Source organism: Microbacterium sp. LWO14-1.2 (assembly GCF_038397715.1).
Classification (GTDB): domain Bacteria; phylum Actinomycetota; class Actinomycetes; order Actinomycetales; family Microbacteriaceae; genus Microbacterium.
Genome location: NZ_CP151633.1, coordinates 236,706 through 260,567, shown reverse-complemented (window position 1 = coordinate 260,567; position 23,862 = coordinate 236,706). Strand labels below are relative to the sequence as shown.

Genomic DNA, 23,862 nt, shown 5'->3' with positions numbered 1-23,862 from the left:
CATGACGACGCACGTGCTGAGCCTCCTCGTGGAGGACACCCCCGGTCTGCTGACGCGAGTCGCCGGACTCTTCGCCCGACGGGGCTTCAACATCCACTCGCTCGCGGTGGGCGTCACCGAGGTACCGAGCATCTCGCGCATCACGGTGGTGGTCGATCTCGACGACCTGCCCCTCGAGCAGGTGACCAAGCAGCTCAACAAGCTGATCAACGTCATCAAGATCGTGGAGCTCGACTTCTCGACGTCCGTGCAGCGCGAGCACATGCTCATCAAGGTGCGCACCGACAACACCACCCGATCGAACGTGATCGAGGTCGTGAACCTCTTCCGCGCCTCCGTGGTCGACTACGCCTCCGACGCCCTCGTCGTCGAGGTCACCGGCGACCGCGGCAAGGTCGAGGCACTGCTCCGGGCCCTCGAGCCCTTCGGCATCAAGGAGATCGCGCAGTCCGGTCTCCTCGCGATCGGCCGCGGCGGCAAGAGCATCACCGAGCGCGTCCTGCGCGGCTGACCCTTCACCAAGCTCAGGGACCACGCGTCCCGATCAACCACGAACAAGGAGAAAGAACCAGTGAGCACCGAGATCTTCTACGACGCTGACGCCGACCTGTCCATCATCCAGGGCAAGAAGGTCGCGATCGTCGGCTACGGCTCGCAGGGCCACGCCCACGCGCAGAACCTGCGCGACTCGGGTGTCGAGGTCGCGATCGCCCTCAAGGAGGGCTCGAAGTCCGCGCCGAATGCGGAGGAGGCCGGCTTCGCGGTCAAGACCGTCGCCGAGGCCACCGAGTGGGCCGACCTCATCATGATCCTCGCGCCGGACCAGCACCAGCGCACCATCTACAGCGAGTCGATCGCCCCGAACCTCACCGCGGGCAAGACCCTCGCCTTCGCGCACGGCTTCAACATCCGCTTCGGCTACATCGACGCTCCCGAGGGCGTCGACGTGATCCTCGTCGCGCCGAAGGCTCCCGGACACACGGTGCGCCGCGAGTTCGTCGCCGGCCGGGGCATCCCCGACATCATCGCCGTCGAGCGCGACGCCTCCGGCAACGCCTGGGCGACCGCCCTCTCGTACGCGAAGGCGATCGGCGGCACCCGTGCCGGCGTCATCAAGACGACCTTCACCGAGGAGACCGAGACGGACCTCTTCGGCGAGCAGGCCGTGCTCTGCGGTGGCATGAGCCACCTCGTGCAGGCCGGCTTCGAGACCCTCGTCGAGGCGGGCTACCAGCCGCAGATCGCGTACTTCGAGGTGCTGCACGAGCTCAAGCTCATCGTCGACCTCATGTGGGAGGGTGGCATCGCCAAGCAGCGCTGGTCGATCTCCGACACCGCCGAGTTCGGTGACTACGTCTCGGGCCCGCGCGTCATCGACGAGCGCGTCAAGGAGAGCATGAAGGGCGTTCTGTCCGACATCCAGTCGGGCGCCTTCGCCAAGCGCTTCATCGAGGATCAGGACAACGGTGCCGAGGAGTTCCTGGCGCTGCGTGCCAAGGAGGAGACGCACCCGATCGAGGCCACCGGCAAGGAGCTGCGTTCGCTCTTCGCCTGGAAGCAGCAGGACGAAGACTACGTCGACGGCAGCGCTGCGCGCTGACCCCACCACACAGCAACGGGCCCGGTGCGAATCGCACCGGGCCCGTTCTGCGTCCGGATTCACTCCGCGGGCGCGGCGTCCTCCACCTGGATCGGCGCGTCCGCCGGATCGGCCCACACGGGCGCGGGCAGGGGAGTGTCGACCTGGCCGCTCTGGATCGCCCGCAGCGCCTCGGTGATCTCGTCGGCGTTCTCCGGCACGGCGAGACCGCAGGTCCGCAGCTCCGAGGCGAACTTCAGCGTGAGTCGGATCTTGCCGGCCTCGACGGCCTCCGCAGTCGTCCCGGTCAGCTTCTCGCTCCCGGTCTGGATGTCGGAGACCTCGTCGCACACGTGGTAGACCGCACCCCCGGCGACCCACACCACCTCGTCCTTCCCGAGCAGCTGGATGACGGTGGACTGGTCGGCGGTGTACTGCTCGACGGAAGGGGGGTCGAAGTCGATCCCCAGGACGACGGCGAGAGCGGCGAGGACGATGCCCACCACGCCGGCGGTGGCTTTCTGCCCCTTGTCCATGTCCTTGTTCAGGAAGATCAGGATGATCAGCGGGAGGAAGGCGACGATCGCGATGATCGCGCCGAGCTGGTTCTGCACGAAGAAGCGGACCTTGTCCGACTTTCGCGCCGGATCCAGCCGGTTCGCCTTCTTCCAGAGGATCGAGCCGGTGATCGACAGCGCCGCGATCACGACGAGCATGACCAGCAGCGTGATGAACGCCCACTGGGGGAACTGGGCCGTGGCGTTCTGGCTCTCCAGCAGGCCGGTGTCGGTGTCGCGGACGTACGTGCCGTCCTCGCCGACCACGACGCGCTGACGCAGCACCCAGAAGATGGCGACGGCCTCGGCGGCGATCGCGACGACCCACAGGGCGACCGCGATCCATCGGAACGTCGTCGCCTTCGATCTGGCCTGCGCGGTCGGCGTCCAGCCCGCTGCGGGCTCTCCGGCCTCGCCGGTCGACCGCGAACGGTCTGTTCGATTGTTGTCCTCGGTCACTGCGATCCTTCCCCGCCGTGGGCGCTTCCGGCCCGGATGCCCCCGAGCCTAGTGGAGCCGGTGTCCTACGCTGGAGACATGACATCCGATTCCGACGACGATGCCCTGAGCTGGGACGGTGACGAGGGTCGCACCTCGAAGCGACCGCATCGAGAGGATGCCGGTCGGCCCTCGCCCGTGCAGGATGCCGCAGCGGAGCCGTCGGTCGTCGAACCATCGCCCGAGGCCGCGCGGTCGTCGGATGCCGCGGCGCCGGTCGACGCGGAGAACGACGCGGGCGTCCTGCTCGATGACGAGCGCCCCTCTCTGAGCACGGGCATGCTACTCGCGCTCGGCGTCGTCGGCGGGATCTACCTCCTCTACAGCGTCGGCTGGGTCGTGGGCGGCCTGCGACTCAAGCCGCTCGCGAACTTCTTCGTCGCCGATGCGATGTTCCTCCCGTGGTTCGTGCTCGCCGTCGCGGCACCGGCGCTCTGGTTCCTCGCCGGGTGGGTGCTCACGCGCGGCAAGGCGACCTGGATCCGTCTGTCCGTCCTCCTGCTGGGAGTGGTTCTGCTCGTGCCCTGGCCCTTCGTGACGGTGGGGGCGATCGGATCATGACCGCCACGCGTCCCGCATCCCCGATTCCGTCGTCGCCCCGCTGGGTGACCGGGCTCGTCCTCGGCCTCGCAGGCCTCTTCTACGCGTACGCGATCTGGAACGCGATCGCCCACCTCATCACGATGGCGCAGAGCGGCATCGACGGCGCCGGGTGGGTGACGCTGCTGTTCGGCGTCGTCTTCCCCGCGATCGTCTTCGTGTTCGCCTACCTGATCGGTCGCCGTCGTCGTGCCGGCGAGCTCGCGCTCGCGCTGCTGGCCGGTCTGGGCATCGTGGCGGTGTTCTGGCTGAGCCTGCTGGCCTACAGCCTCACGCTGCCGACCGCCTGAGGCGTCGTCGTCCGTCACACGTCCGGGAGGCGGGGGAGCGCTCGGGTACAGTTGAGGTGATCGCGCCCCCACGGTGTGCGGCGCATCGGCCCCTCCCGCCTGTCGCGCTGCCCCGAAGGATCCACTGTGCCGAAGCCCGTCGTGCTCATCGCCGAAGTTCTCTCTCCCGCCACGATCGAGGCCCTCGGCCCCGACTTCGACGTCAGGCACGTCGACGGGACCGATCGCGAGGCCCTGTTCGCGGCCCTCGCCGAGGCGAACGCGGTGCTGATCCGCTCGGCGACGCAGATCGACGAAGAGGCTCTCGCGCACGCTCCGCAGCTCAAGGTCGTCGCCCGTGCCGGCGTCGGACTCGACAACGTCGACATCAAGGCGGCGACCACCGCCGGTGTCATGGTGGTGAACGCCCCCACCTCGAACATCGTCTCGGCCGCCGAGCTCACCGTCGGCCACATCCTGAGCCTCGCCCGCCGCATCCCTGCCGCTCACGCCTCGCTGTCGTCGGGCGCCTGGAAGCGCAGCTCCTTCACGGGCGCCGAGCTGTTCGAGAAGACCGTCGGCATCGTCGGACTGGGCCGCATCGGCGCCCTCGTCGCGGCCCGACTCGCCGCGTTCGACATGCGGGTCGTCGCGTACGACCCCTACGTCACCTCCGCGCGCGCCCAGCAGCTCGGCGTGCAGCTGCTCTCGCTCGACGAGCTGGTGGCGGAGTCCGACTTCCTCACGATCCATATGCCGAAGACCCCCGAGACCACGGGCATGATCGGCGCAGAGCAGTTCGCAGCCATGAAGCCGACGGCCTTCGTGGTGAACGTGGCCCGCGGCGGCCTCATCGACGAGGAGGCGCTCCATGAGGCGCTCGTCGCAGGTGAGATCGCGGGCGCCGGCCTCGACGTGTTCACCTCCGAGCCGCCGGTCGAGGGCGGCTCCGCGCGGGCGCTCCTCGACCTGCCCAACGTCGTCGTGACCCCGCACCTCGGCGCGAGCACCGAGGAGGCCCAGGAGAAGGCCGGCGTCTCGGTCGCGAAGTCGGTGCGTCTCGCGCTCGGCGGCGACCTCGTGCCCGACGCGGTGAACGTCGCCGGCGGTGTCATCGACCCGTACGTGCGTCCCGGCATCTCGCTCGTCGAGAAGCTCGGCCAGATCCTCGCGGCTCTCGCGACGTCGCCGCTCACCAGCCTCGACGTCGAGGTGCACGGTGAGCTCAACGACTACGACGTGAGCGTGCTGAAGCTCGCGGCCCTGAAGGGCGTGTTCACCAACATCGTCAGCGAGACCGTGTCGTACGTGAACGCTCCGCTGCTCGCCGAGCAGCGCGGCATCGCGGTCCGCCTGCTCAAGGACGACGAGAGCGACGAGTACCGCAACGTGATCACGCTGCGGGGCGCGCTGTCCGACGGCTCGCAGCTCGCGGTCTCCGGCACGCTGACCGGTCCGAAGCAGACCGAGAAGCTCGTCGGCATCAACGACCACGCGCTCGAGCTGCCGATCGAGAAGCACCACGTCGTGATGCTCTACACCGACCGCCCCGGCATCGTCGCGGTCTACGGCCAGAAGTTCGGCGAGGCGGGCATCAACATCGCCGGTATGCAGATCGCGCGACTCGCCGCGGGAGACCAGGCCCTCAGCGTCCTGACGCTCGACTCGCCGGTGTCCGACGAGCTGCTCGACGACGTCCGCGACGCGATCGACGCCGACCTGTTCCGTCAGATCGAGATCACCGAGGTCTGATCGGAACCGACGAAGAGGGAGGATGCCGCGCACCGCGGCATCCTCCCTCTTCTCTGTCCGCGCCGCCGGTCAGGGCGCCGTGGCGCGAAGGACCAGGGCGAGCAGCGCCTCCAGCTCCTCGCGGTGGGGGACCAGGTGCTCCTCGCCGTTCACGTCGAGGGAGTTGTTGAAGTACAGGCCGTCGCTCACGAGCATCACGAGGTCGAGACTGGCGCGATCGCGCACGTGCGGGCGGATCGTGTCCTCCCAGCGCCGTCGGACGTGGCGGAGGGCGTCGCCGGCCGCGACGGAACCGCCCTGGGCGAGGCGTGACGTGGCGATGAGGGCGCGGTCGAGCGCGTCGTCCTCCATCACCGAGGTGCGCACGTAATAGGCGACGGGGCCCTCGTCGTGCGCGTTCATGCGTTCGAGGTCTGCCGTCGTGAGCCTGTCGAGACGGTCGAGCAGGCCGGCGACGAGGTCGTCCTTCGAGCCGAAGTGATAGAGGAGGCCGCCCTTCGAGACGCCGGCTTCCTTGGCCGTGGCGTCGAGGGTAGCCGTTCGCTCGCCGTCGTTGATCACGATCTTCTCGAACGCGTCGAGCACGCGCTCGCGGGCGAGGGGAGGTCTGGGCATCGGGGTCCTCTGCTCGGCGGATTCCTGTCTTCACGGTACGCCAGGGGAGCGGTGATTCTGTTACTATACCATCCGGACGGTTTAGATTCAGGCCGCCGCAACTCGAAAGGTGTTCCTCATGACCCGCACGGCGTCGATCCCGACGACGGAGACGGAAGCCCCCCGCGTCGGGGCCCGCGGCTGGGCGGCTCTCGTCGTCCTCATGCTGCCGGTGCTGCTCGTCTCGGTGGACAACACAGTGCTCAGCTTCGCCCTGCCCGAGATTTCCATCGCGCTCGCCCCCTCGGGGACCGAGCAGCTCTGGATCATCGACGTGTACCCGCTCGTGCTGGCCGGGCTCCTCGTGACCATGGGAACGCTCGGCGACCGTTTCGGACGCCGCAGGATGCTGCTGATCGGCGCGACCGGTTTCGCGATCGTGTCGGCGCTGGCGGCGTTCGCGCCGACCGCAGGCCTGCTCATCGCCGCACGTGCCCTGCTCGGCTTCTTCGGAGCCATGCTCATGCCGTCGACTCTGTCGCTGCTGCGCTCGATCTTCCAGAACCGCGACCAGCGGCGTCTCGCGATCGCGGTGTGGGCGTCCGCGTTCTCGGCGGGTGCGGCGCTCGGTCCGATCGTCGGCGGCTTCCTGCTCGAGCACTTTGCGTGGGGATCGGTGTTCCTCATCGCGGTTCCCGTGCTGATCCCGCTGCTCATCGCCGCGCCGCTCCTCGTACCCGAGAGCCGCGACCCCCACCCCGGACGAATCGACCCGGTCAGCATCCTGCTGTCGATGGCCGCCATGATCCCCGTGGTCTACGCGATCAAGTCGTTCGCGGTCGACGGTCCGTCGCTCACCGCGGGCGGCTGGGCGCTGCTCGGCGTGATCATGGGGTACCTGTTCGTCCGACGCCAGCTCCGAGCCGACATCCCCATGCTCGACATGGCGCTGTTCCGCCGAGGGACGTTCTCGGGAGCGATCCTCGTGAACCTGCTCAGCGTCGTCGCACTCGTCGGCTTCCTCTACTTCGTCTCCCAGCATCTCCAGCTCGTCCTCGGGCTCTCGCCGATGGTCGCGGGCCTGGCGCTCGTGCCCGGCATGGTGGCGATGATCGTCGCCGGCCTCAGCGTCGTGCCGATCTCGCGTCGAGTGCGCCCGCACGTCCTCGTGCCGGCCGGCCTGGTGTTCTCGGTCGCCGGATACCTTCTCGTCGCCCTGTCGACCGAGGATCATGGTGTGGCGCCGCTCATCATCGCCTTCGTCGTGCTGGGCATCGGCATCGGCGCCGCCGAGACCATCTCGAACGAGCTGATCCTCTCGAGCGCTCCGGCTGCGAAGGCCGGAGCAGCGAGCGCCGTGTCGGAGACCGCCTACGAGCTCGGAGCCGTGCTCGGCACGGCCGTGCTCGGCGGACTCATCACCGCGTTCTACCGCGGCGCGCTCGTGGTGCCGGACGGCATCCCCGCCGACGCCGCGCACGCGGCATCCGAGACCCTCGCCGGGGCGTACACGGCTGCGGCCGAGCTGCCGGGCGAACTCGGCGACGCCCTGTGGGCTGCGGCATCCGCGGCGTTCGGCTCCGGCGTCCTCGTGACGTCGCTGATCGGTGCGGGCCTCGTCGTGGTCGCGGGGGTCATCGCCGCCGTCACACTGCGCAAGGCGCCCTCTCACTGACCGCTACGCTGGGGGGACCGGTCCGCTCGACGCCGCCAGGCGGAGCAGGCCGGTCCGTCCCGATGCAAGGAGTCCCATGTCGCGTGTCGTGAAGCTGGCCGTCATCCCCGGCGACGGGATCGGCCCCGAGGTCATCGCCGAGGCCGAGAAGGTGCTCGACGCGGTCACGGCAGACGCAGACGTGACGTTCGACAAGACCCGGTTCTCGCTCGGCGCAGACCGGTTCCTCGCCACGGGCGACACCCTCACGGACGACGATCTCTCGGCCATCGCCGCGCACGACGCGATCCTGCTCGGGGCCGTGGGGGGAACCCCGGGCGACCCGCGTCTGAAAGACGCCAACATCGAGCGCGGCCTGCTCCTGAAACTGCGGTTCACCCTCGACCACTACGTGAACCTGCGTCCGTCGAAGCTCTTCGCCGGCGCCCCCGGCCCGCTGGCCGAACCGGGCGAGATCGACTTCGTCGTGGTGCGCGAGGGCACCGAGGGGCCGTACGTCGGCAACGGCGGAGCGATCCGCACGGGCACCCCTCACGAGGTCGCGAACGAGACGTCCGTCAACACCGCCTTCGGTGTCGAGCGCGTCGTCCGCTACGCCTTCGATCTCGCCGAGCGTCGGCGCAAGAAGGTGACGCTCGTGCACAAGACGAACGTGCTGGTGCACGCGGGCGCCATCTGGCAGCGGATCGTGAACGAGATCGCCGCCGAGCACCCCGACGTCTCCGTCGACTACCTCCATGTCGACGCCGCCACGATCTTCCTCGTGACCGATCCATCGCGCTTCGACGTGATCGTCACGGACAACCTCTTCGGTGACATCCTCACCGACCTCGCCGGCGCCGTCACGGGCGGCATCGGCCTCGCAGCCTCGGGGAACATCAATCCCGACGGCGCGTTCCCCTCGATGTTCGAGCCCGTGCACGGTTCGGCGCCCGACATCGCCGGTCAGCAGAAGGCCGACCCGACGGCCGCGATCCTCTCGATCGCCCTCCTGCTCGACCACCTCGGCCTCCCGGAGGAGAGTGCCCGCGTGCACGCCGCCGTCGAGGCCGACGTCGCCGCCCGGTCGGGCGCGCGAACGACCGCGGAGATCGGCTCCGCGATCACGGCACGCCTCTGAACAGCAGGCGTAGGCTGAAGCGGCGCGACGATGCGCCCACCCACGAGGATTGGATGAAGACATGACGACCATCGATGCCGAGACGACCGTGGCTCCGTTGGAGTTCGCGGTGACGAAGAACCTGAACGCGGCCACACCGGCACGCGTCGCGGAGGTCCTGGAGAACCCCGGATTCGGTGTCGTGTTCACCGACCACATGGTGGACATCTGCTGGTCGGCCAAGGGGGGATGGCACCGTCCGCGCGTGCAGCCCTACGGTCCGATCCCGCTCGATCCCGCAGCATCCGTCCTGCACTACGCGCAGGAGATCTTCGAGGGCATCAAGGCCTACCGGCACGCCGACGGCTCGATCCACACCTTCCGCCCCGACCGCAATGCGGCGCGCATGCAGGCGAGCGCCAGGCGTCTCGCCCTGCCGGAGCTGCCGTCCGAGTACTTCGTCCAGTCGCTGCGCGAGCTCATCGCCGTCGACGGACGCTGGGTGCCGTCCGGAGCGGACCAGAGCCTGTATCTGCGCCCGTTCATGTTCGCCAAGGAGGCGTTCCTGGGCGTGCGCGCCGCGCAGAAGGTCGCGTACTACGTCATCGCCAGCCCGGCCGGCGCCTACTTCACCGGCGGGGTGAAGCCCGTGCGCATCTGGCTGTCGGAGGAGCACGCCCGCGCGGGGCGCGGCGGCACCGGCAAGGCCAAGACGGGCGGGAACTACGCCTCCAGTCTGCTGCCCCAGGCGCTCGCGAGCCAGAAGGGCTGCGACCAGGTGGTCTTCCTCAACGAGGACGACAACGTCGAGGAGCTCGGCGGAATGAACGTCGTGTTCGTGTTCAAGGACGGCCGCGTCGTCACGCCGGAGTCGGACAGCATCCTCGAGGGCATCACCCGCGACTCGCTGCTGCAGCTGGCCGAGGACCGCGGCTACACGGTCGAGAAGCGACCGATCTCGATCACGGAGTGGCGCGAGGGCGTGGCCTCGGGAGACATCGTCGAGGTCTTCGCCTGCGGAACCGCTGCGGTGGTGACGCCGATCGGCGCGCTCGTGGGCGACGGATTCGACGAGCCGCAGCCACTGGGCGAGCTGGCCCTCTCGCTGCGCGAGGAGCTCACCGACATCCAGTACGGACGTCGCGAAGATCGGCACGGCTGGCTCGTTCGCCTCGACGGCTGAGCGTTCCGGCCGGATCGGGCTGGATAGGCTGGATGCATGAAGATCGCCCGGTTCAGCCATGACGACGCCATCCTGTTCGGGATCGTCGACGAGTCCGACCTCGTCGTCCTGACGGGCGACCCGCTGTACGCCGGGTACGAGACGACCGGTGACCGAGTACCGATCGCGGATGCCGTCATCCTCGCTCCCGTGATCCCTCGCTCCAAGATCGTGTGCGTGGGCAAGAACTACCACGAGCACGCCGCCGAGATGGGGGGAGAGGCGCCCGCCGAGCCCCTGCTGTTCCTCAAGCCCAACACGTCGGTGATCGGCCCGGGCGACGCGATCGTGCGACCCTCCATCTCCGAGCAGACCGAGTTCGAGGGCGAGCTCGCCGTCGTGATCGGCCGCGTCGCCAAGAACGTCTCCGCCGAGAACGCTCTCGACCACGTGCTCGGTTACACGATCGCGAACGACGTGACCGCTCGCGACCTCCAGCGCAAGGACGGTCAGTGGACGAGGGCGAAGGGATTCGACACGTTCTGCCCGCTCGGCCCGACCATCAACACGGACTTCGACCCGTCGACCGCGACGATCCAGACCCGGGTGAACGGCGAGGTGAGGCAGCAGGCTCCGCTCAGCGACATGATCCACTCCGTCGCCGACATCATCGAGCACGCATCGGCGGTGTTCACGCTGCTGCCCGGCGACGTGATCCTCACCGGCACACCCGCCGGCGTGGGCGCGTTCGGCGCGGGAGACACGGTCGAGGTCGAGATCACCGGCCTCGGCATCCTGCGCAACGCCGTGCGCGACGTCTCTCCCGCGTCATGAGCGATGTCGCCCTCTCGGCGGCGCAGGTCCTCGGCGTTCAACGGCGCACCGTCCTGATCCTGTCGATAGGGCAGGTTCTGGGCGGCATCGCATTCGGGGCGACCGTGTCGCTGGGGGCTCTGCTCGCAGCCGACATCTCGGGCAGTGACGCGCTCTCGGGTATGGCGACGGCCTCCGTGACACTGGGTGCCGCGCTCTGCGCCATCCCGCTGGCCCGGCTCGCCGCGCGGGTGGGGCGCCGACGGGCTCTGACCCTCGGCAACCTCTTCGCGCTGGTCGGCATCGCCGTCGTCATCACCGCCGCCTCCCTGCGGCTCTTCCCGCTGCTGCTCGTCGGCATCGTCATGATCGGAGCCGGGAACGCCGGCAACCTGCAGTCGAGGTTCGCCGCGACCGACCTCGCCTCTCCGCAGCATCGGGGCAGGGATCTGTCGATCGTCGTGTGGGCTACGACCATCGGCGGGGTCGCCGGACCGCTGCTCCTCGGCCCTGGCGAGGTCGTCGGAGAGATCATCGGGATGCCGCCGCAGACGGGCTCCTACGCCTTCTCGTTCGTCGCGCAGTGCGCGGCCCTGGCGCTGTATCTCATCGCCCTGCGCCCTGATCCGCTGCTCACGGCGCAGAGGCTCGCTGTCGCGGCAGCAGCGACCGTGGGCCGTGTCATCGAGGACCGCCCCGTCGTGGCGCGCTACGCCATCTTCGCGATCGCCGGCTCGCACGTCGTCATGGCCTCGGTCATGGCGATGACTCCCGTGCATCTCGCTCACATGGCGCACGGCGCACACGGCATGGCGCCGACCCCGGCCGACGTCTCGGCCCTCGTCGGCATCACGATCGCCCTGCACGTCGGCGGCATGTATGCGCTGTCGCCGCTGTTCGGCATCCTCGCCGACCGCTGGGGCAGGCTGCGCGTCGTCCTGCTCGGGCAGGCGCTGCTCGGCGGCGCTCTGGCCTTCGCCGTGTTCGTGAACGATCAGGAGTGGGGTGTCATGGTCGCGCTGATCCTGCTCGGCCTCGGCTGGAGCGCCGCCACGGTCGCCGGTGCGGCGCTGCTGACCGAGGCGAGCGCCCCCGAACTCCGCACACGGCGGCAGGGACGCAGCGACTCGCTGATGAGTCTCTCCGCCGCGGCCGGTGCCGTGCTCGCCGGCGTCGTCCTCGCGAACTTCCAGTACGCCGGGCTCGGGATCGCGGCCTCCGTGCTCGTCGTCGCGATCGTCGCGCTGTCGCCGCTTGCCATGCAGCGCCGGCGCGCGGGGAGCACGACGCCTGCGCCGTAGAATCGAAGGGCTATGGCTACTCCTCACCCCCTCACGACGACGGCCAGCGGCGCCGACGTCCGCGTGCGCTTCTGCCCCTCGCCGACCGGTCTGCCGCACGTCGGCATGGTCCGCACCGCTCTGTTCAATTGGGCCTACGCCCGACACAACGGCGGAAAGATGGTGTTCCGCATCGAGGACACCGACGCCGCGCGCGACAGCGAGGAGAGCTTCCGACAGCTCGTCGACGCGCTCACCTGGCTCAAGATCGACTGGGACGAGGGTGTCGAGGTGGGCGGCCCGCACGCCCCGTACCGCCAGTCGGAGCGCCACGACATCTACCGAGGTGTCATCGACAAGCTGCTCGCGACCGGGGCGCTCTACGAGAGCTACTCGACCGCCGAGGAGATCGATGCCCGTAACGAGGCTGCGGGCCGTGCCAAGCAGCTCGGCTACGACAACTTCGATCGGGAGCTGACCGCCGAGCAGAAGGCCGCGTTCCGCGCCGAGGGGCGTCAGCCCGCGCTGCGCCTGCGCGTGCCGGACGAGGACGTCACGTACGTCGATCTCATCCGCGGCGAGGTGACGTTCCCCGCGGGGTCCTTCCCTGACTTCGTCGTGGTGCGGCCCAACGGCATCCCGCTGTACACGTTCGTGAACCCGGTCGATGACGCGCTCATGGGGATCACCCACGTGTTGCGCGGCGAGGACCTCATGCCGTCGACTGCCCGTCAGCTCGCCCTCTACGCGGCCCTCATCGACGCAGGCGTGACGACGTTCGTGCCTCGCTTCGCTCACATGCCGCTCGTGCTGGGGGAGACCGGCACGAAGAAGCTCTCGAAGCGCGACCCGCAGGCCGATCTGTTCCTGCACCGCGAGCGCGGGTTCATCCATGAAGGGCTGCTGAACTACCTGGCTCTGCTCGGATGGTCGATCGGCCCCGACCGCGACGTGTTCTCGCTGGACGAGTTCATCGAGGCGTTCGACATCACGAACGTCAACCCGAACCCGGCGCGCTTCGATCAGAAGAAGGCCGAGTCGATCAACGGCGACCACATCCGGATGCTGGGGGAGAAGGACTTCGCCGAGCGCACCATCCCGTACCTCGCCGCCGCGGGGCTCTTCGACGAGCCGACGCACGAGCAGCTCGTCCTCGCCTTCCGGGCGGCGCCGCTCGTGCAGGAGCGCGTGCAGCTGCTGGGCGATGTGCCGGGGATGCTCGGCTTCCTGTTCGTCGACGAGGTGTCGTACGACGCCGATGCGCTGAAGGGGCTCCCGGCCAATGCCGCGGAGGTGCTGCAGGCCTGCGTCGCGGCTCTCGAGCCCGTCGAGGAGTTCACCCCGGAGAAGATCCAGGATGCTCTCGCCACCGCCCTCGTCGAGAACCTCGAACTGAAGCCCCGCGTCGCCTACGGCCCGCCGCGCGTCGCGATCACCGGTCGGCGTGTGTCGCCGCCGCTGTTCGAGTCCATGGAGCTGATCGGGAAGGACGAGTCGCTTCGCCGCCTCCGCGGTCTGGCTGACGTCCTGTCTCAGTGACGGCACGCCCGGGTAGGCGACCGGAGTGAGGCGTTTTGGCATTCCGGTCGCCGCTCGGGTAGGCTTGACTCTCGGTGCGAGGCTCAGGTTTCGCCCTTGGGGTATGGTGTAATTGGCAACACGGCTGATTCTGGTTCAGTTGTTCTTGGTTCGAGTCCAGGTACCCCAGCAGAACGAAAACCCCCGCTCAGGCGGGGGTTTCGTCATTTTCGGTCAGCTCGCCACCGATGCGGCGGCGACGTGCTCCGACGCGGTTCAGGTCGAGGGCCCGTCACCGACGATCCCGCCGAGCGTCGTCAGACACACATCGACGATGAGAGGCCGAGCGACCTCGGCGGTGGTCTGGTCCTGGTACGTCAGGGCCAGGGTGACCAGCACGCCGAGGGCGCCGGTGACTCGGGCCCGACGATGCAGGCTCGAGGCCTCGTCGAGTCGGAACATGTCCGACACGAGCGCTCCGATCCGCGCGAGCCCGGGGAGCAGCCGCTCGTCTTCGATCGGCGGGATGGAGGCGAGCACGACCCTGGCCCACCCGGGGTGGCGGAGGGCCAGATCGACCAGGGCCGCGATGGTCGCCGCATCTCGCGCTCGGTCGTCGTTGAGCCCCGCCACCTCGGCGTGCACGCTCTCCGTGAGCCGTACGCACTGGTCCAGAGCCGCGTCGATGAGAGCATCCTTCGACGGGAACCTTCTGAGCAGCCCGGTCTTCGAGAATCCGGTCGCGTCGGCCACGGCCTGGACGGAGGTCTCCTTCGCGCCCCGCCGCGCGACGAGCGAGGCCGCCGTGTCAAGGACGGCCGCGTCGACCTGGGCGGAGGTGGGGCGCACTGGCCGTGTCGCGGCGCTCACGCGCGCTCCGTCGCCGACCGCCCGCGGAGCACGAGGGCGGTGACGCCCACGAGCAGCTCCCACGCGAGGATCGTGTACACGGCGATCCGCTCCCACACGCCGTCGGCGAGCAGGGTGAACGCGGCGGAGTTCGAGTCGACGAGGAGCATCACCAGGCCGAGCAGCCCGATGACGCCGAGCGCGACGGATGCCGAGCCCAGCCATCGCGGGGACTCCCGCAGCGCGGTCCTGCCCGCGACGATCGCGGCGACGTTGCCGGCGATGATCGCCATCGCCGCCCCGAGCACATGGAGCGAGATGAGTCCGTTGTCGGCGTTCGTCTGGCTGCCGGGGAACAGCCCGACGAGGATGATGCCCACCGCGTGCACGAGGGCTGCGCCGAGGAACCACCGACGTGCACCGCGCCGCCAGCCGCCTGCGCGGACGGTGAGGGCTGCAGCGCTCGCGAAGAGCACGCCGTGCAGCACGAAAGCGGCGTTCATCACGAGGTGCAGCGGCGAGTCGATCGTGCGCCCCTGGAACTGTCCGACGTCGGGGACGCCGAGGTCGCTGATGTAGTTGGTGGCGTACGAGTACCCGGGGAAGGCTGACGCACTCACCGCCTCCGCAACGAGGTAGATCGCGGCGGCGAGGATCCACAGCACGGCACTCTTGGACTGAATCGGTCGCATACGGACCATATTAGTCCGCAGCTTGGCGTGCGATCAGAGCGGCGTATCGACCCTCCATTCCCACGCGCACAACGTGGACGGACCGCCCATAGTGGGCCGCGAGCGACGCCCCCCACACTGAACGACAACAGGTCGACCGCCACCGGCGGCCAGGTCAGAGACGGAGCATCATGGAGTCGTTCGAGGTCGCAGTCGTCGGGATGGGAGCGCTGGGCAGCGCCGCCACCTATCACCTCGCCCGTCGAGGAGCCAGGGTGGTCGCCTTCGAGCAGTACGAGCTCGGACACGTCCGCGGCGCGTCCCACGACACGTCCCGGATCGTGCGCACCTCGTACGGGTCCTCGGCGTACGTGCGCCTCGCACAGTCGGCCTATCGCGACTGGGCGGACCTCGAAGCCGAGTCGGGGGAGCGCCTGTTGACGATCACCGGCGGCATCATCATGCTCCCCGTGGCCGGCCCGTACTCGGCATCCGACTTCACCGCCGCGCTCACGGAGTGCGATGTCGAGCACGAACTGCTCTCGCCCGCCGAGGTGCGCGCCCGGTGGCCGCAGTTCCACGTGCCCGAGGATGTGGAGACCGTCTACACCGCCGACACCGGCATCGCGCACGCGTCTCGCACCGTCGCCACACTGCAGATGCGCGCTCGCGTCCACGGAGCCGACATCCGCGACCGCACCCCCGTCGTCGCTCTCGAGCCGGACGGCGACGGCGTCATCGTGCGCACAGCACAGGGGGACATCCGCGCGGGGAAGGTCATCGTCACGGCCGACGCGTGGACCAACGAACTGCTCGAGCCCCTCGGCGCGGCCATCCCGCTCGACATCATGCAGGAGCAGGTCAGCTACTTCCGTCCCGAGCACCCCGAACAGTACGACCGCTCGTCCTTCCCCGTGTGGATCTGGGAGGACGACGAGTGCTACTACGGCTTCCCGACGTACGGTGAGCCGACGATCAAGGCGGCGCGCGACGTGTCGGAGAACCGTATGACGCCGGCCACTCGGTCGTTCGTCCCCTCGCCGGAGCTCATCGAGCAGCTCACCGGTTTCATGCACGACGTGATCCCCGGTTCCGGACCGGAGCTGCGCACGGTGACCTGCCAGTACGCCCTCACCAAGGACCGTCGTTTCGTGCTCAGCGCCCTGCCGCAGCACCCCGACATCATCGTCGGACTGGCCGCCGGACACGGATTCAAGTTCACCCCGGCCCTGGGCAGGGTGCTCGCGCAGCTCGCGCTCGACGGCGAATCCACCGACGACCTCAGCGAGTTCGCCGCAGCGGACGCGATGACCCTCGCCTGACCGGGAATCTCGCTCGTGACCCAGTACATCCTCCAGCGCATCCTGTCGTCGCTGCTCGTGCTGTTCATCCTGTCGGTCCTCGTGTTCTCGATGGTGCGGATCATCCCGGGCGACCCGCTCGCGGCCTTCGTCGACCCGGCCAACCCCGATCCGGCGAAGCTCGCGGCGCTCCGCGAGGAGCTCGGTCTCGACCGACCCTGGATCACGCAGTACTTCGCGTGGCTGCTGGGTGTCGTGCAGGGGGACTTCGGGCGGGCGATCACCGTGCCCGGTGAGGTCTCAGCGCTGATCGCCGCCCGCCTGCCTCTCAGCCTGACCCTCGCCGTCATGGCCACCGTGTTCGGCACCGTGCTCGGCATCCCCGCGGGCGTCCTCGCGGCCACGCGCTGGCGCCGGGTTCCCGACCACCTGGTGCGCGGGTTCTCGTTCGTGCTCCTCGCCACCCCGCCGTTCGTGCTGGGAACCGTGCTGATCCTCGTCAACTCCCTCACCCTGAGGCTGCCGCTCGTGGGGTACTCGGGCGCCGCGAACGACCCGCTCCGCGCGATCGGGGTGCTGATCCTCCCGGCGCTCCTCATCGGCATCGTCCTCGCGGCGATCGTGGCGCGGTACACCCGGGGAACACTGCTCGACACGCTCGGTCAGGACTTCGTGCGCACGGCACGAGCGAAAGGCGCCTCCGCCGGCGTGCTGGTCGGGCGCCATGCGCTGCGCAACGCCCTGATCCCCGTGACGACGGTCATCGGCATCGAGCTGGCAGCCCTCGTCGGCGGCACCGTCGTGATCGAGGCCGTGTTCTCGCTCCCGGGTATGGGGTCGCTGCTGCTCACCGGCATCCGCTCGTCCGACTACCCGATCATCCAGGCCACCGTGCTGCTGATCGGGGTGGTGTACGTGGTGATCAACTTCGCCGTCGACCTGCTGTATCCGCTGATCGATCCCCGAGTGAGGGTGCACGCACGATGACCGTCACAAGAGAACTCGCCCTCGCCGAGGTCGCCGGAAGGCGCCCGCGCCGCCGTCGCTTCGGCCCGTCCTTCTGGAGCGGAGCGGGGATCCTCGCGGTCATCCTCGTCGTCGCCGGCTGGATGACGCTGTGGCCCCTGCACGACCCGTTCGTCGCGGCGGGACCGGCCCTCCAACCGCCGAGCCTCGACAACCCGCTCGGCACCGACAACCTCGGCCGCGACACCTTCACCCGACTCGCCCTCGCCGCGCGCACCAGTCTCGTCATCTCCGGCGCGGCCGCGCTACTCGGCGCCGTCATCGGCACCTTCTTCGGCCTGCTCGCCGGCTACGTCGGGGGATGGGTGGACGCCGTGATCATGCGCATCGTCGACGCGGTGCTCGCCCTCCCCGCGATCCTCGTGGCGCTCGTCGTCGGAGTCGTGATCGGCAACGGGCCATGGCCGCTCATCCTCGCCCTCGGGCTCGTGTTCGCCCCCGGTTTCGCACGGGTCATGCGCGCGCCGGTCATCGCCCTCCGGGAGCGCGATTTCGTGCTCGCCGCCACTCTGAGCGGCGTCCGGCCGGCCAGGGTCATCGTGGAGCACCTGCTGCCCAACGTGCTCACGCCCCTGTTCGTGCAGTTCGCGTCGGTGGCATCCCAGGTCGTCCTCATCGAGGCGGCCCTCAGCTACCTCGGTCAGGGCGTGCAGGCTCCCGAGCCCTCGGCGGGGCGCATGATCAGCGAGTTCACGCGGTTCATGCAGATGAACCCGCTGCTCATCATCCTTCCCTCGCTCGTGATCATCCTGCTGTCCGCGGCGTGGAACCTCCTCGCGGACGGCCTGCAGGACTATCTCGCGCCGCGCCGCGAACCCGCCTTCTCGCTGGGACGGCGGACGAAGCGTCGCGACTCCGCGAACCCCGACCGCACCACCACACCCATGCACCACACCCGAACGGAGTAGAGGTATGAACAGACGACACTGGGCAGGGGTGGCGGCACTCGCCGTCACGACCCTGACGATCGCCGGATGCACGTCCGGCGGCGGCACCGGCAACGGTGGGCAGGACGCGGGCGACCCGGTCGCCGGCGGCACCCTCACCTGGGGTGTTCCGGCCGAGCCGTCCGCAGGCGGGATCGACCCGATGGTCGCCTCGACCATCGCGGCCGAGGTCATCTACTCGATGGCTTACGACACCCTGCTGACGCGCGACGACGACGGAACGATCGAACCCGCGCTCGCGACCGAATGGGAGCAGACCGACGACACGACCTGGGTGTTCCAGCTGCGCGACGACGTCACGTTCGCAGACGGCACCCCGTTCGACGCCGGGGACGTCGTCTACTCGTTCGAGACCCGCAAGGACGGCGGCACGAACGCGACCTACCTCAGCCTCATGGAGAGCGTCGAGGCGACAGGCGACTACGAGGTCACGTTCCGCTTCAGCGCACCGGACGGGACGTTCCTCGACGCGGTCTCCGCCCGACAGACCTTCCTCATCGTCAGCGAGGAGGCCTACGGCAACGCCTCGGAGGAGGAACGGCAGACGAGCAGCGTCGGAACCGGCGCCTACCAGGTGACGGAATGGAACCAGGGCGTCTCGGTCACCCTGGAGAAGAACGAGAACTACTGGGGCGAGGAGCCCTACATCGACACGATCGTGTTCGAGCTGTACCCCGACGAGAACACCCTCCTCGCCGCCGTGCAGCAGGGCAGCGTGCAGGCCGCGGCGTTCATCGACGGCAGTCTCGCGCAGCAGGCGGCATCGTCGGGGTTCACACTCGGTGACGCCGCGTTCCGCCAGAACCTCGCGGTGTACGTCAACCCCGAGTCCGGGCCGCTGGCCGACATCGACGTGCGACGGGCCTTCTCGCTCGCGCTCGACCGGCAGGCGATCGTGGACACGGCGATGCTCGGCAACGCGGGCATCTCGTTCGTGCCGCCCGCAGGAGACCCCGGAGCCACCGACGCGACCACTCTGCCCTACCATGAGCGCGACGTCGACGAGGCGAAGCGCCTGCTCGCGGAAGCCGGACAGCCGAATCCCGAGATCACCCTCAGCTACATGGGCGATGTCGCCGCAGCGCACCACCCGGTCTACGAGATGATGCAGCAGCAGCTCGCCGAAGCGGGCATCACCCTCAACCTCAAGGCGACGCCCCTCGCGGAGATCTCGCCGATCTTCACCACCGGCGAGTCGTGGACCGACCTCGTGGCGATCCCCGGCAGCCCGCGTGCCTCGGCCGCCTACTACCTCGAGCCGGTGCTGCTCGAGGGCGGCTACTACAACCACTGGGACGGCAACCCCGACGCCGACAAGGCGCGCGAGCTGCTCGTGCAGGCGAAGTCGGCGGCGACGCCCGAGGAGTACGCCGACCTCATCACGCAGCTCGCGACGGAGGCCGCAGACAAGGCGCTCGAGTTCGTGCCGGCCGCCGTGCCGGTGTACTTCGAGGTGTGGGACTCGAACAAGCTGCACGACTACGAGAATGACGCGTTCTACGCGCGATCGGCTCTCGACCACGCCTGGCTGACCCAGTGAGGCCCCGCCCCGACGCCGCGCATCCTGCGGCGTCGGGGCACCCTACCCGCACGCTCGACAGGAACGAGAAGCGCATGACCGAAGACACCGACGCCCTGCGCGTCGACGACCTCAGCATCGCCTACGGCGGCGCCCCGCCCTCGGTCTCCGGCGTCTCGCTGCGCGTGCGCAAGGGCGAGATCGTCGGGGTCATCGGTGAGTCGGGCAGCGGCAAATCGAGCATCGCCCTCGCCATGATGGGACTGCTGCCCGACTCGGCGCGCGTGACGGCGCGCAGGCTCGACGTGGCCGGCAACGACATGAACGACGCGGGCGAGCGCGACTGGGCGAAGATCCGCGGCCTCGCGGCGTCGATGGTCTTCCAGGAGCCCATGTCGGCACTCAACCCCTGCATGCGCATCGGCGCGCAGATCGCCGAGGTCCTGCAGATCCACGGCAAGGCTGACCGACGCCAGGCCAGGGCGCGGGCACTCGAGATCCTCCGACTCGTGCAGATGCCTGACGCGGAGAAGCGCCTGGACTACTACCCGCACCAGCTGTCTGGCGGACAACGGCAGCGCGTCGTGATCGCGATCGCCGTCGCAGCCGGACCCGACCTCTTGGTCGCAGACGAACCGACGACCGCCCTCGACGTGACCGTGCAGGCGCAGATCCTCGACCTCATCCGCACCCTGCGGGACGAGACGGGGATGGGAGTGCTGTTCATCAGTCACGACCTGGGCGTGATCGGACAGCTCTGCGAGCGCGTCGCGGTGATGTACCGCGGGCGGGTCGTCGAGTCTGGATCGGCTCGCCGGGTGCTCGACGACCCACGGCATCCCTACACCCGCGCTCTCCTCGAGAGCATCCCTCGTCCGTCGGTGCCCGTGCGCTCGCCCCTCGCCGTCATCCCCGCCGTCAACGACTTCGCCGAGGTGGCGCCCGTCCTCGAGGAGGCCTCATGAGCGACGACGTCCTCCGCGTCCGCAACGTCACGCAGCGCTTCGGCCACGGCAACGACACCATGACAGCCCTCGACGACGTGAGCCTCACGGTGCCGCGAGGACAGACGCTCGGTCTGGTCGGCGAATCGGGGTCGGGCAAGAGCACCCTCGCGCGGGCCATCCTGCTGATGCGCACGCCCACCGCCGGCACGATCGAGTTCGACGGGACCGACGTCACCGGCCTGCGCGGCAGTGCCCTGCGGTGCCATCGCCGCCGCGTCCAGATGGTCTTCCAGGACCCGAACGACTCCTTGGATCCGCGCTTCACGGTCGCTCGATCGATCGCCGAACCGCTGGTCGCGGCCGGCGTCGGCGCGAAGGAGCGCCGGCGACGGATCGCCGACGCCCTCGACCGTGTGGCGCTGCCGATGGATGCCGCGGGACGCTACCCGCACGAGTTCTCCGGCGGACAGCGTCAGCGCATCGCGATCGCCAGGGCGATGGCGGCCGAGCCTGAGTTCGTCGTCCTCGACGAGCCCACATCGGCCCTCGACGTGTCGGTGCAGGCCCAGGTGCTGAACCTGCTCGTGCAGCTGCAGAAGGACTCCGGGGTCACATACCTCTTCATCACCCACAACCTGTCGGTCGTGCACCACATCGCACACCGCGTCGCGGTCATGCATCGAGGCCGCGTCGTCGAGGAGGGCACGGGGGAGCAGGTCATGAACGCCCCCGGGCACCCCTACACGCGGACACTGCTCGAATCGATGCCCGTGCTGTACCGGAGCTGACGCACGAGAGGAGACAGCCATGCGCGTCCAGAAGCGCGGCGACGACCACCACGACTGGGAACTCTACGACGGTGCCGGTCGCATCGGCATCGAGTGGTTCTTCCGCCAGACGACATCGCTGCCCATCTCGGTCATGATGTACCGGCTGGAACCCGGAGCCGAGGAGGGACAGCACCACCACCTGGGCGGCGATCCGGACAGCTGCTCGCCGGGCAGCTCGGACGAGCTGTACGTCGTCACCAGGGGCGAGGTCGTCGTCACCTCCGGCGACGATCGGCGCACGTTAACGCCGGGCGATGCGTTCTACGCACCGGAGGGCATGCGTCACGGCGTGCGGAACGAGTCGGATGCCGTCGCCGAACTGGTGCTGGTGTTCGGCCCGCGCGGCCCGCATCCGTTCCCGCAGACCGGGACGGAGATCTTCGACGCGGAAGCGGAACGCTAGGAACTCGGAGCGCGCAGTCGCTCGCGCAGCTCGTCGAGTCTCACCGCGATCCCGATGCGGAACATCCGCTCGTCGTCGCGCCATCCCGACCCGAGCACGTGATCGAGTCGGTCGAGGCGCTGGAGGATCGTGTTGGTGTGGAAGTTCAACGCGCGGGCGGTGCGGGTCGGGCTCGCATTGTGGCGCACGAAGGCACGGAGCGTGCCGAGTAGATCCGCGTTGCGATCCGCGTCGTAGTCGCGGACGGCGCCGATGGTGTCGCGCAGGAACGTCGACAGGCCCTCCGCGTCGGCATCGAGCACCGCCGAATAGGGGAGGAAGTCCTCCACGTGCGCGGTCAGGCCGTCGAGACCGAGCGCCGTCAGCAGGCGCGCCGTGCGTCGCGCGGAGAGGAAGGCGGCGGGGAGCGGATCGCGATGCGGCGGAGGGACGACGAGGGTCACCGCATCCTGGATCGCCGCCGAGACCTGCGACCGCAGCTGTTCCAGATCCACATCGACGCGGGTGTGCTCCCGAGCGGCGACGACGAAGCCCCGATACTCGCCCACGAGCGCGCGGTCGTCGAGCGCGCGCGCCAGGGCTCGTGCGGCAGCCGCCTGCTGGTCGCCGGGCACGGACAGCAGGAGCAGCGAGTCCAGAGCGCCGAGATCGACGGCGAGCCGCCGCGCGCGACGTTCGACGTCGGATCGGCGCTCCGGCACATCGTCGAGCAGATCGGCGATCAGCTCGCTGCGCACGCGGCGGTCCGCTCCGGACGCCGCCTCCTGCTGCAGCTCGAGCAGCGCCCCGACCTGGGCGGCGCGCTCGATCGTCCGCAGGTCGACGGCTCCGAGTTCGAAGGCCCCGTCGCCGAGCAGCAGGGCGCCGAAGTGCCGGCTGCCGGCGGTCAGCGCCGACACGGCGCGCACCCCGGGGCCGGCGATCGGCACGCAGTGTCCGTGGCGTCGGCTTTCGGCCAGAGCCGACCGCACCGGGTCGTCGAGCGACAGCATCCCCGGGGCGAGGGGGAGTCCGGCTGCGGCGATCACGTTCTCCTGCGCGTCGATGATCGCGACGGCCCGGCCGAGTGCCGAGGCCAGCGTCTCGGCCACCGGGGCGAAGCCGCCGCCGGCGAGCACCGCCTGGACGAGCTCCTGATGCACCGTGTTCGCGCGGTCGCGCTCGACGAGATGGGCGGTCAGACTCTCCAGCGTGCGGCGGCTCGCGTCCTCCGAGTCGCGCAGGTCGCGCAGCGTCTGCGTCGTCTGCAGGATCACCGAGGCATGGTCGGCCAGGGCCGACAGCAGCGCCACCTCGTCGGGGGAGAACTCCTTCTTCTCGCGATTGCCGACGAACAGCACGCCGAGCACGTCGTCGCTGCTGAGCATCGGCACGCCGAGGAGCGAGACGAGTCCTTCGGCCGAGACCGCATCGTCGATCCCCGCGTCATGGCGGTCTGCGGTGTACGTCGCGTAGTCGGCCGCCCAGTGGGCCGAGCGCGACTCGACGACGACGCTCGCGAGCCCGCGGCCCGGCGGCACGCGCAGCTGCTGGAACGACGCGCTCACGGACCCGCTCGTCTCGCGCACACGAAGCTCCGCGGTGTCGGGGTCGAACTCCGACAGGTAGGCGAGATCGACACCCATCATCTCCCGCGCGCGCTGTACGAGTCGGGCGAGCACGGCATCGCTGTCGCGCAGCTCGGCGAGCTCGCGCGCGCTCGAGAACAGGGCGGTCAGCTCGTGCTCGCGACGACGCAGCCGCGACAGTTCGCGCTGGGTGCGGGCCACGCGCTCGGCGATCAGCGCGGCATCCTCCTGACCGGCGCCGAGACGGCGCAGCGCGTCGCTGACCCCCGTCGGACCGACGAGCGCGGGGTCGTAGGCGGCGTCGAGGAGCGACGCGATCGCATCGTCGTGCTCGGGCATCGTCGTCCCTTCCGCGGTGGTCTGCGCCGGCGGGCGCCCGAGTTCAGTGTCGAGCATGACCGTCGT

At 69.4% G+C, this 23,862-nt stretch carries 23 protein-coding genes and 1 tRNA gene; 19 read left to right on the top strand and 5 right to left on the bottom strand.

The window, feature by feature from the left end:
- Nucleotide 1: 1 nt before the first annotated feature.
- Together ilvN and ilvC are read left to right on the top strand one after the other, a co-directional pair.
- Nucleotides 2-511 (top strand): acetolactate synthase small subunit, encoded by a 510-nt coding sequence (gene ilvN / locus MRBLWO14_RS01330; protein WP_341934694.1) that lies wholly within the window; start codon nt 2-4, stop codon nt 509-511.
- A 60-nt stretch (nt 512-571) separates the two neighbouring features.
- Nucleotides 572-1,600 carry a ketol-acid reductoisomerase gene (gene ilvC / locus MRBLWO14_RS01325; RefSeq protein ID WP_341934693.1) on the top strand — a complete coding sequence of 343 codons (1,029 nt, stop codon included), beginning with the start codon at nt 572-574 and terminating at the stop codon, nt 1,598-1,600.
- 59 nt (nt 1,601-1,659) lie between these two features.
- On the opposite strand, the gene MRBLWO14_RS01320 is transcribed toward ilvC, so the two are convergent.
- Nucleotides 1,660-2,595 (bottom strand): hypothetical protein, encoded by a 936-nt coding sequence (locus tag MRBLWO14_RS01320; RefSeq protein WP_341934692.1) that lies wholly within the window; start codon nt 2,593-2,595, stop codon nt 1,660-1,662.
- Nucleotides 2,596-2,673: 78 nt separating this feature from the next.
- On the opposite strand from MRBLWO14_RS01320, the gene MRBLWO14_RS01315 reads away from it, so the two are divergent.
- The 3 genes from MRBLWO14_RS01315 to serA all read left to right on the top strand — a co-directional run bounded on the left by MRBLWO14_RS01315 (nt 2,674) and on the right by serA (nt 5,255).
- Nucleotides 2,674-3,195 carry a hypothetical protein gene (locus MRBLWO14_RS01315; RefSeq protein ID WP_341934691.1) on the top strand — a complete coding sequence of 174 codons (522 nt, stop codon included), beginning with the start codon at nt 2,674-2,676 and terminating at the stop codon, nt 3,193-3,195.
- Nucleotides 3,192-3,524 (top strand): hypothetical protein, encoded by a 333-nt coding sequence (locus MRBLWO14_RS01310; protein WP_341934690.1) that lies wholly within the window; start codon nt 3,192-3,194, stop codon nt 3,522-3,524. Before MRBLWO14_RS01315 ends, MRBLWO14_RS01310 begins: the two co-directional genes overlap by 4 nt.
- Nucleotides 3,525-3,650: 126 nt before the next feature.
- Nucleotides 3,651-5,255, top strand: coding sequence for a phosphoglycerate dehydrogenase (gene serA / locus MRBLWO14_RS01305; protein ID WP_341934689.1), 1,605 nt, complete (start codon nt 3,651-3,653; stop codon nt 5,253-5,255).
- 69 nt (nt 5,256-5,324) lie between these two features.
- On the opposite strand, the gene MRBLWO14_RS01300 is transcribed toward serA, so the two are convergent.
- Nucleotides 5,325-5,870, bottom strand: a complete 546-nt coding sequence (locus tag MRBLWO14_RS01300; RefSeq protein ID WP_341934688.1) for a TetR/AcrR family transcriptional regulator — start codon at nt 5,868-5,870, stop codon at nt 5,325-5,327.
- A 118-nt stretch (nt 5,871-5,988) separates the two neighbouring features.
- Between MRBLWO14_RS01300 and MRBLWO14_RS01295 the strand changes: the two genes are divergently transcribed.
- From MRBLWO14_RS01295 to MRBLWO14_RS01265, 7 genes are all read left to right on the top strand, one after another.
- The gene (locus MRBLWO14_RS01295) at nt 5,989-7,524 is read left to right on the top strand and encodes an MFS transporter (protein ID WP_341934687.1); all 1,536 of its coding nucleotides are present in this window, start codon (nt 5,989-5,991) and stop codon (nt 7,522-7,524) included.
- A 76-nt stretch (nt 7,525-7,600) separates the two neighbouring features.
- Complete coding sequence (locus MRBLWO14_RS01290; protein ID WP_341934686.1) at nt 7,601-8,644, top strand: 3-isopropylmalate dehydrogenase; 1,044 nt, start codon at nt 7,601-7,603, stop codon at nt 8,642-8,644.
- 61 nt (nt 8,645-8,705) lie between these two features.
- A complete protein-coding gene (locus tag MRBLWO14_RS01285; protein WP_341934685.1) occupies nt 8,706-9,806 on the top strand; it encodes a branched-chain amino acid aminotransferase in 1,101 nt (366 codons plus the stop codon).
- 36 nt (nt 9,807-9,842) lie between these two features.
- Entirely contained in the window at nt 9,843-10,619 is a 777-nt protein-coding gene (locus MRBLWO14_RS01280) for a fumarylacetoacetate hydrolase family protein (RefSeq protein ID WP_341934684.1), read from the top strand.
- Nucleotides 10,616-11,899: an MFS transporter gene (locus MRBLWO14_RS01275; protein ID WP_341934683.1), complete on the top strand. Its 1,284-nt coding sequence runs from the start codon at nt 10,616-10,618 to the stop codon at nt 11,897-11,899. The genes MRBLWO14_RS01280 and MRBLWO14_RS01275 overlap by 4 nt, the downstream gene beginning before the upstream one ends.
- A gap of 12 nt (nt 11,900-11,911) precedes the next feature.
- Complete coding sequence (gene gltX, locus MRBLWO14_RS01270) at nt 11,912-13,417, top strand: glutamate--tRNA ligase (RefSeq protein WP_341934682.1); 1,506 nt, start codon at nt 11,912-11,914, stop codon at nt 13,415-13,417.
- A gap of 97 nt (nt 13,418-13,514) precedes the next feature.
- Nucleotides 13,515-13,586, top strand: a tRNA-Gln gene (locus MRBLWO14_RS01265).
- Nucleotides 13,587-13,672: 86 nt separating this feature from the next.
- On the opposite strand, the gene MRBLWO14_RS01260 is transcribed toward MRBLWO14_RS01265, so the two are convergent.
- Together MRBLWO14_RS01260 and MRBLWO14_RS01255 are read right to left on the bottom strand one after the other, a co-directional pair.
- Nucleotides 13,673-14,266, bottom strand: coding sequence for a helix-turn-helix domain-containing protein (locus MRBLWO14_RS01260; protein WP_341934681.1), 594 nt, complete (start codon nt 14,264-14,266; stop codon nt 13,673-13,675).
- Complete coding sequence (locus tag MRBLWO14_RS01255) at nt 14,263-14,937, bottom strand: DUF998 domain-containing protein (RefSeq protein WP_341934680.1); 675 nt, start codon at nt 14,935-14,937, stop codon at nt 14,263-14,265. The genes MRBLWO14_RS01260 and MRBLWO14_RS01255 overlap by 4 nt, the downstream gene beginning before the upstream one ends.
- A 170-nt stretch (nt 14,938-15,107) precedes the next feature.
- Here MRBLWO14_RS01255 and solA point away from each other — a divergent pair, with 170 nt between their 5' ends.
- From solA to MRBLWO14_RS01220, 7 genes are all read left to right on the top strand, one after another.
- Nucleotides 15,108-16,238: an N-methyl-L-tryptophan oxidase gene (gene solA / locus MRBLWO14_RS01250; protein ID WP_341934679.1), complete on the top strand. Its 1,131-nt coding sequence runs from the start codon at nt 15,108-15,110 to the stop codon at nt 16,236-16,238.
- A 15-nt stretch (nt 16,239-16,253) separates the two neighbouring features.
- Nucleotides 16,254-17,204, top strand: coding sequence for an ABC transporter permease (locus tag MRBLWO14_RS01245; protein WP_341934678.1), 951 nt, complete (start codon nt 16,254-16,256; stop codon nt 17,202-17,204).
- Nucleotides 17,201-18,151 carry an ABC transporter permease gene (locus MRBLWO14_RS01240; protein WP_341934677.1) on the top strand — a complete coding sequence of 317 codons (951 nt, stop codon included), beginning with the start codon at nt 17,201-17,203 and terminating at the stop codon, nt 18,149-18,151. The genes MRBLWO14_RS01245 and MRBLWO14_RS01240 overlap by 4 nt, the downstream gene beginning before the upstream one ends.
- Nucleotides 18,152-18,155: 4 nt before the next feature.
- Entirely contained in the window at nt 18,156-19,730 is a 1,575-nt protein-coding gene (locus MRBLWO14_RS01235; protein ID WP_341934676.1) for an ABC transporter substrate-binding protein, read from the top strand.
- Nucleotides 19,731-19,804: 74 nt separating this feature from the next.
- A complete protein-coding gene (locus tag MRBLWO14_RS01230) occupies nt 19,805-20,674 on the top strand; it encodes an ABC transporter ATP-binding protein (RefSeq protein ID WP_341934675.1) in 870 nt (289 codons plus the stop codon).
- Nucleotides 20,671-21,444 carry an ATP-binding cassette domain-containing protein gene (locus tag MRBLWO14_RS01225; protein ID WP_341934674.1) on the top strand — a complete coding sequence of 258 codons (774 nt, stop codon included), beginning with the start codon at nt 20,671-20,673 and terminating at the stop codon, nt 21,442-21,444. The genes MRBLWO14_RS01230 and MRBLWO14_RS01225 overlap by 4 nt, the downstream gene beginning before the upstream one ends.
- A gap of 19 nt (nt 21,445-21,463) precedes the next feature.
- Nucleotides 21,464-21,889: a cupin domain-containing protein gene (locus tag MRBLWO14_RS01220; RefSeq protein ID WP_341934673.1), complete on the top strand. Its 426-nt coding sequence runs from the start codon at nt 21,464-21,466 to the stop codon at nt 21,887-21,889.
- Here MRBLWO14_RS01220 and MRBLWO14_RS01215 read toward each other — a convergent pair.
- Nucleotides 21,886-23,853, bottom strand: coding sequence for a GAF domain-containing protein (locus tag MRBLWO14_RS01215; RefSeq protein ID WP_341934672.1), 1,968 nt, complete (start codon nt 23,851-23,853; stop codon nt 21,886-21,888). The two genes, MRBLWO14_RS01220 and MRBLWO14_RS01215, sit on opposite strands and share 4 nt — an antisense overlap.
- Between the last annotated feature and the right edge of the window lie 9 nt (nt 23,854-23,862).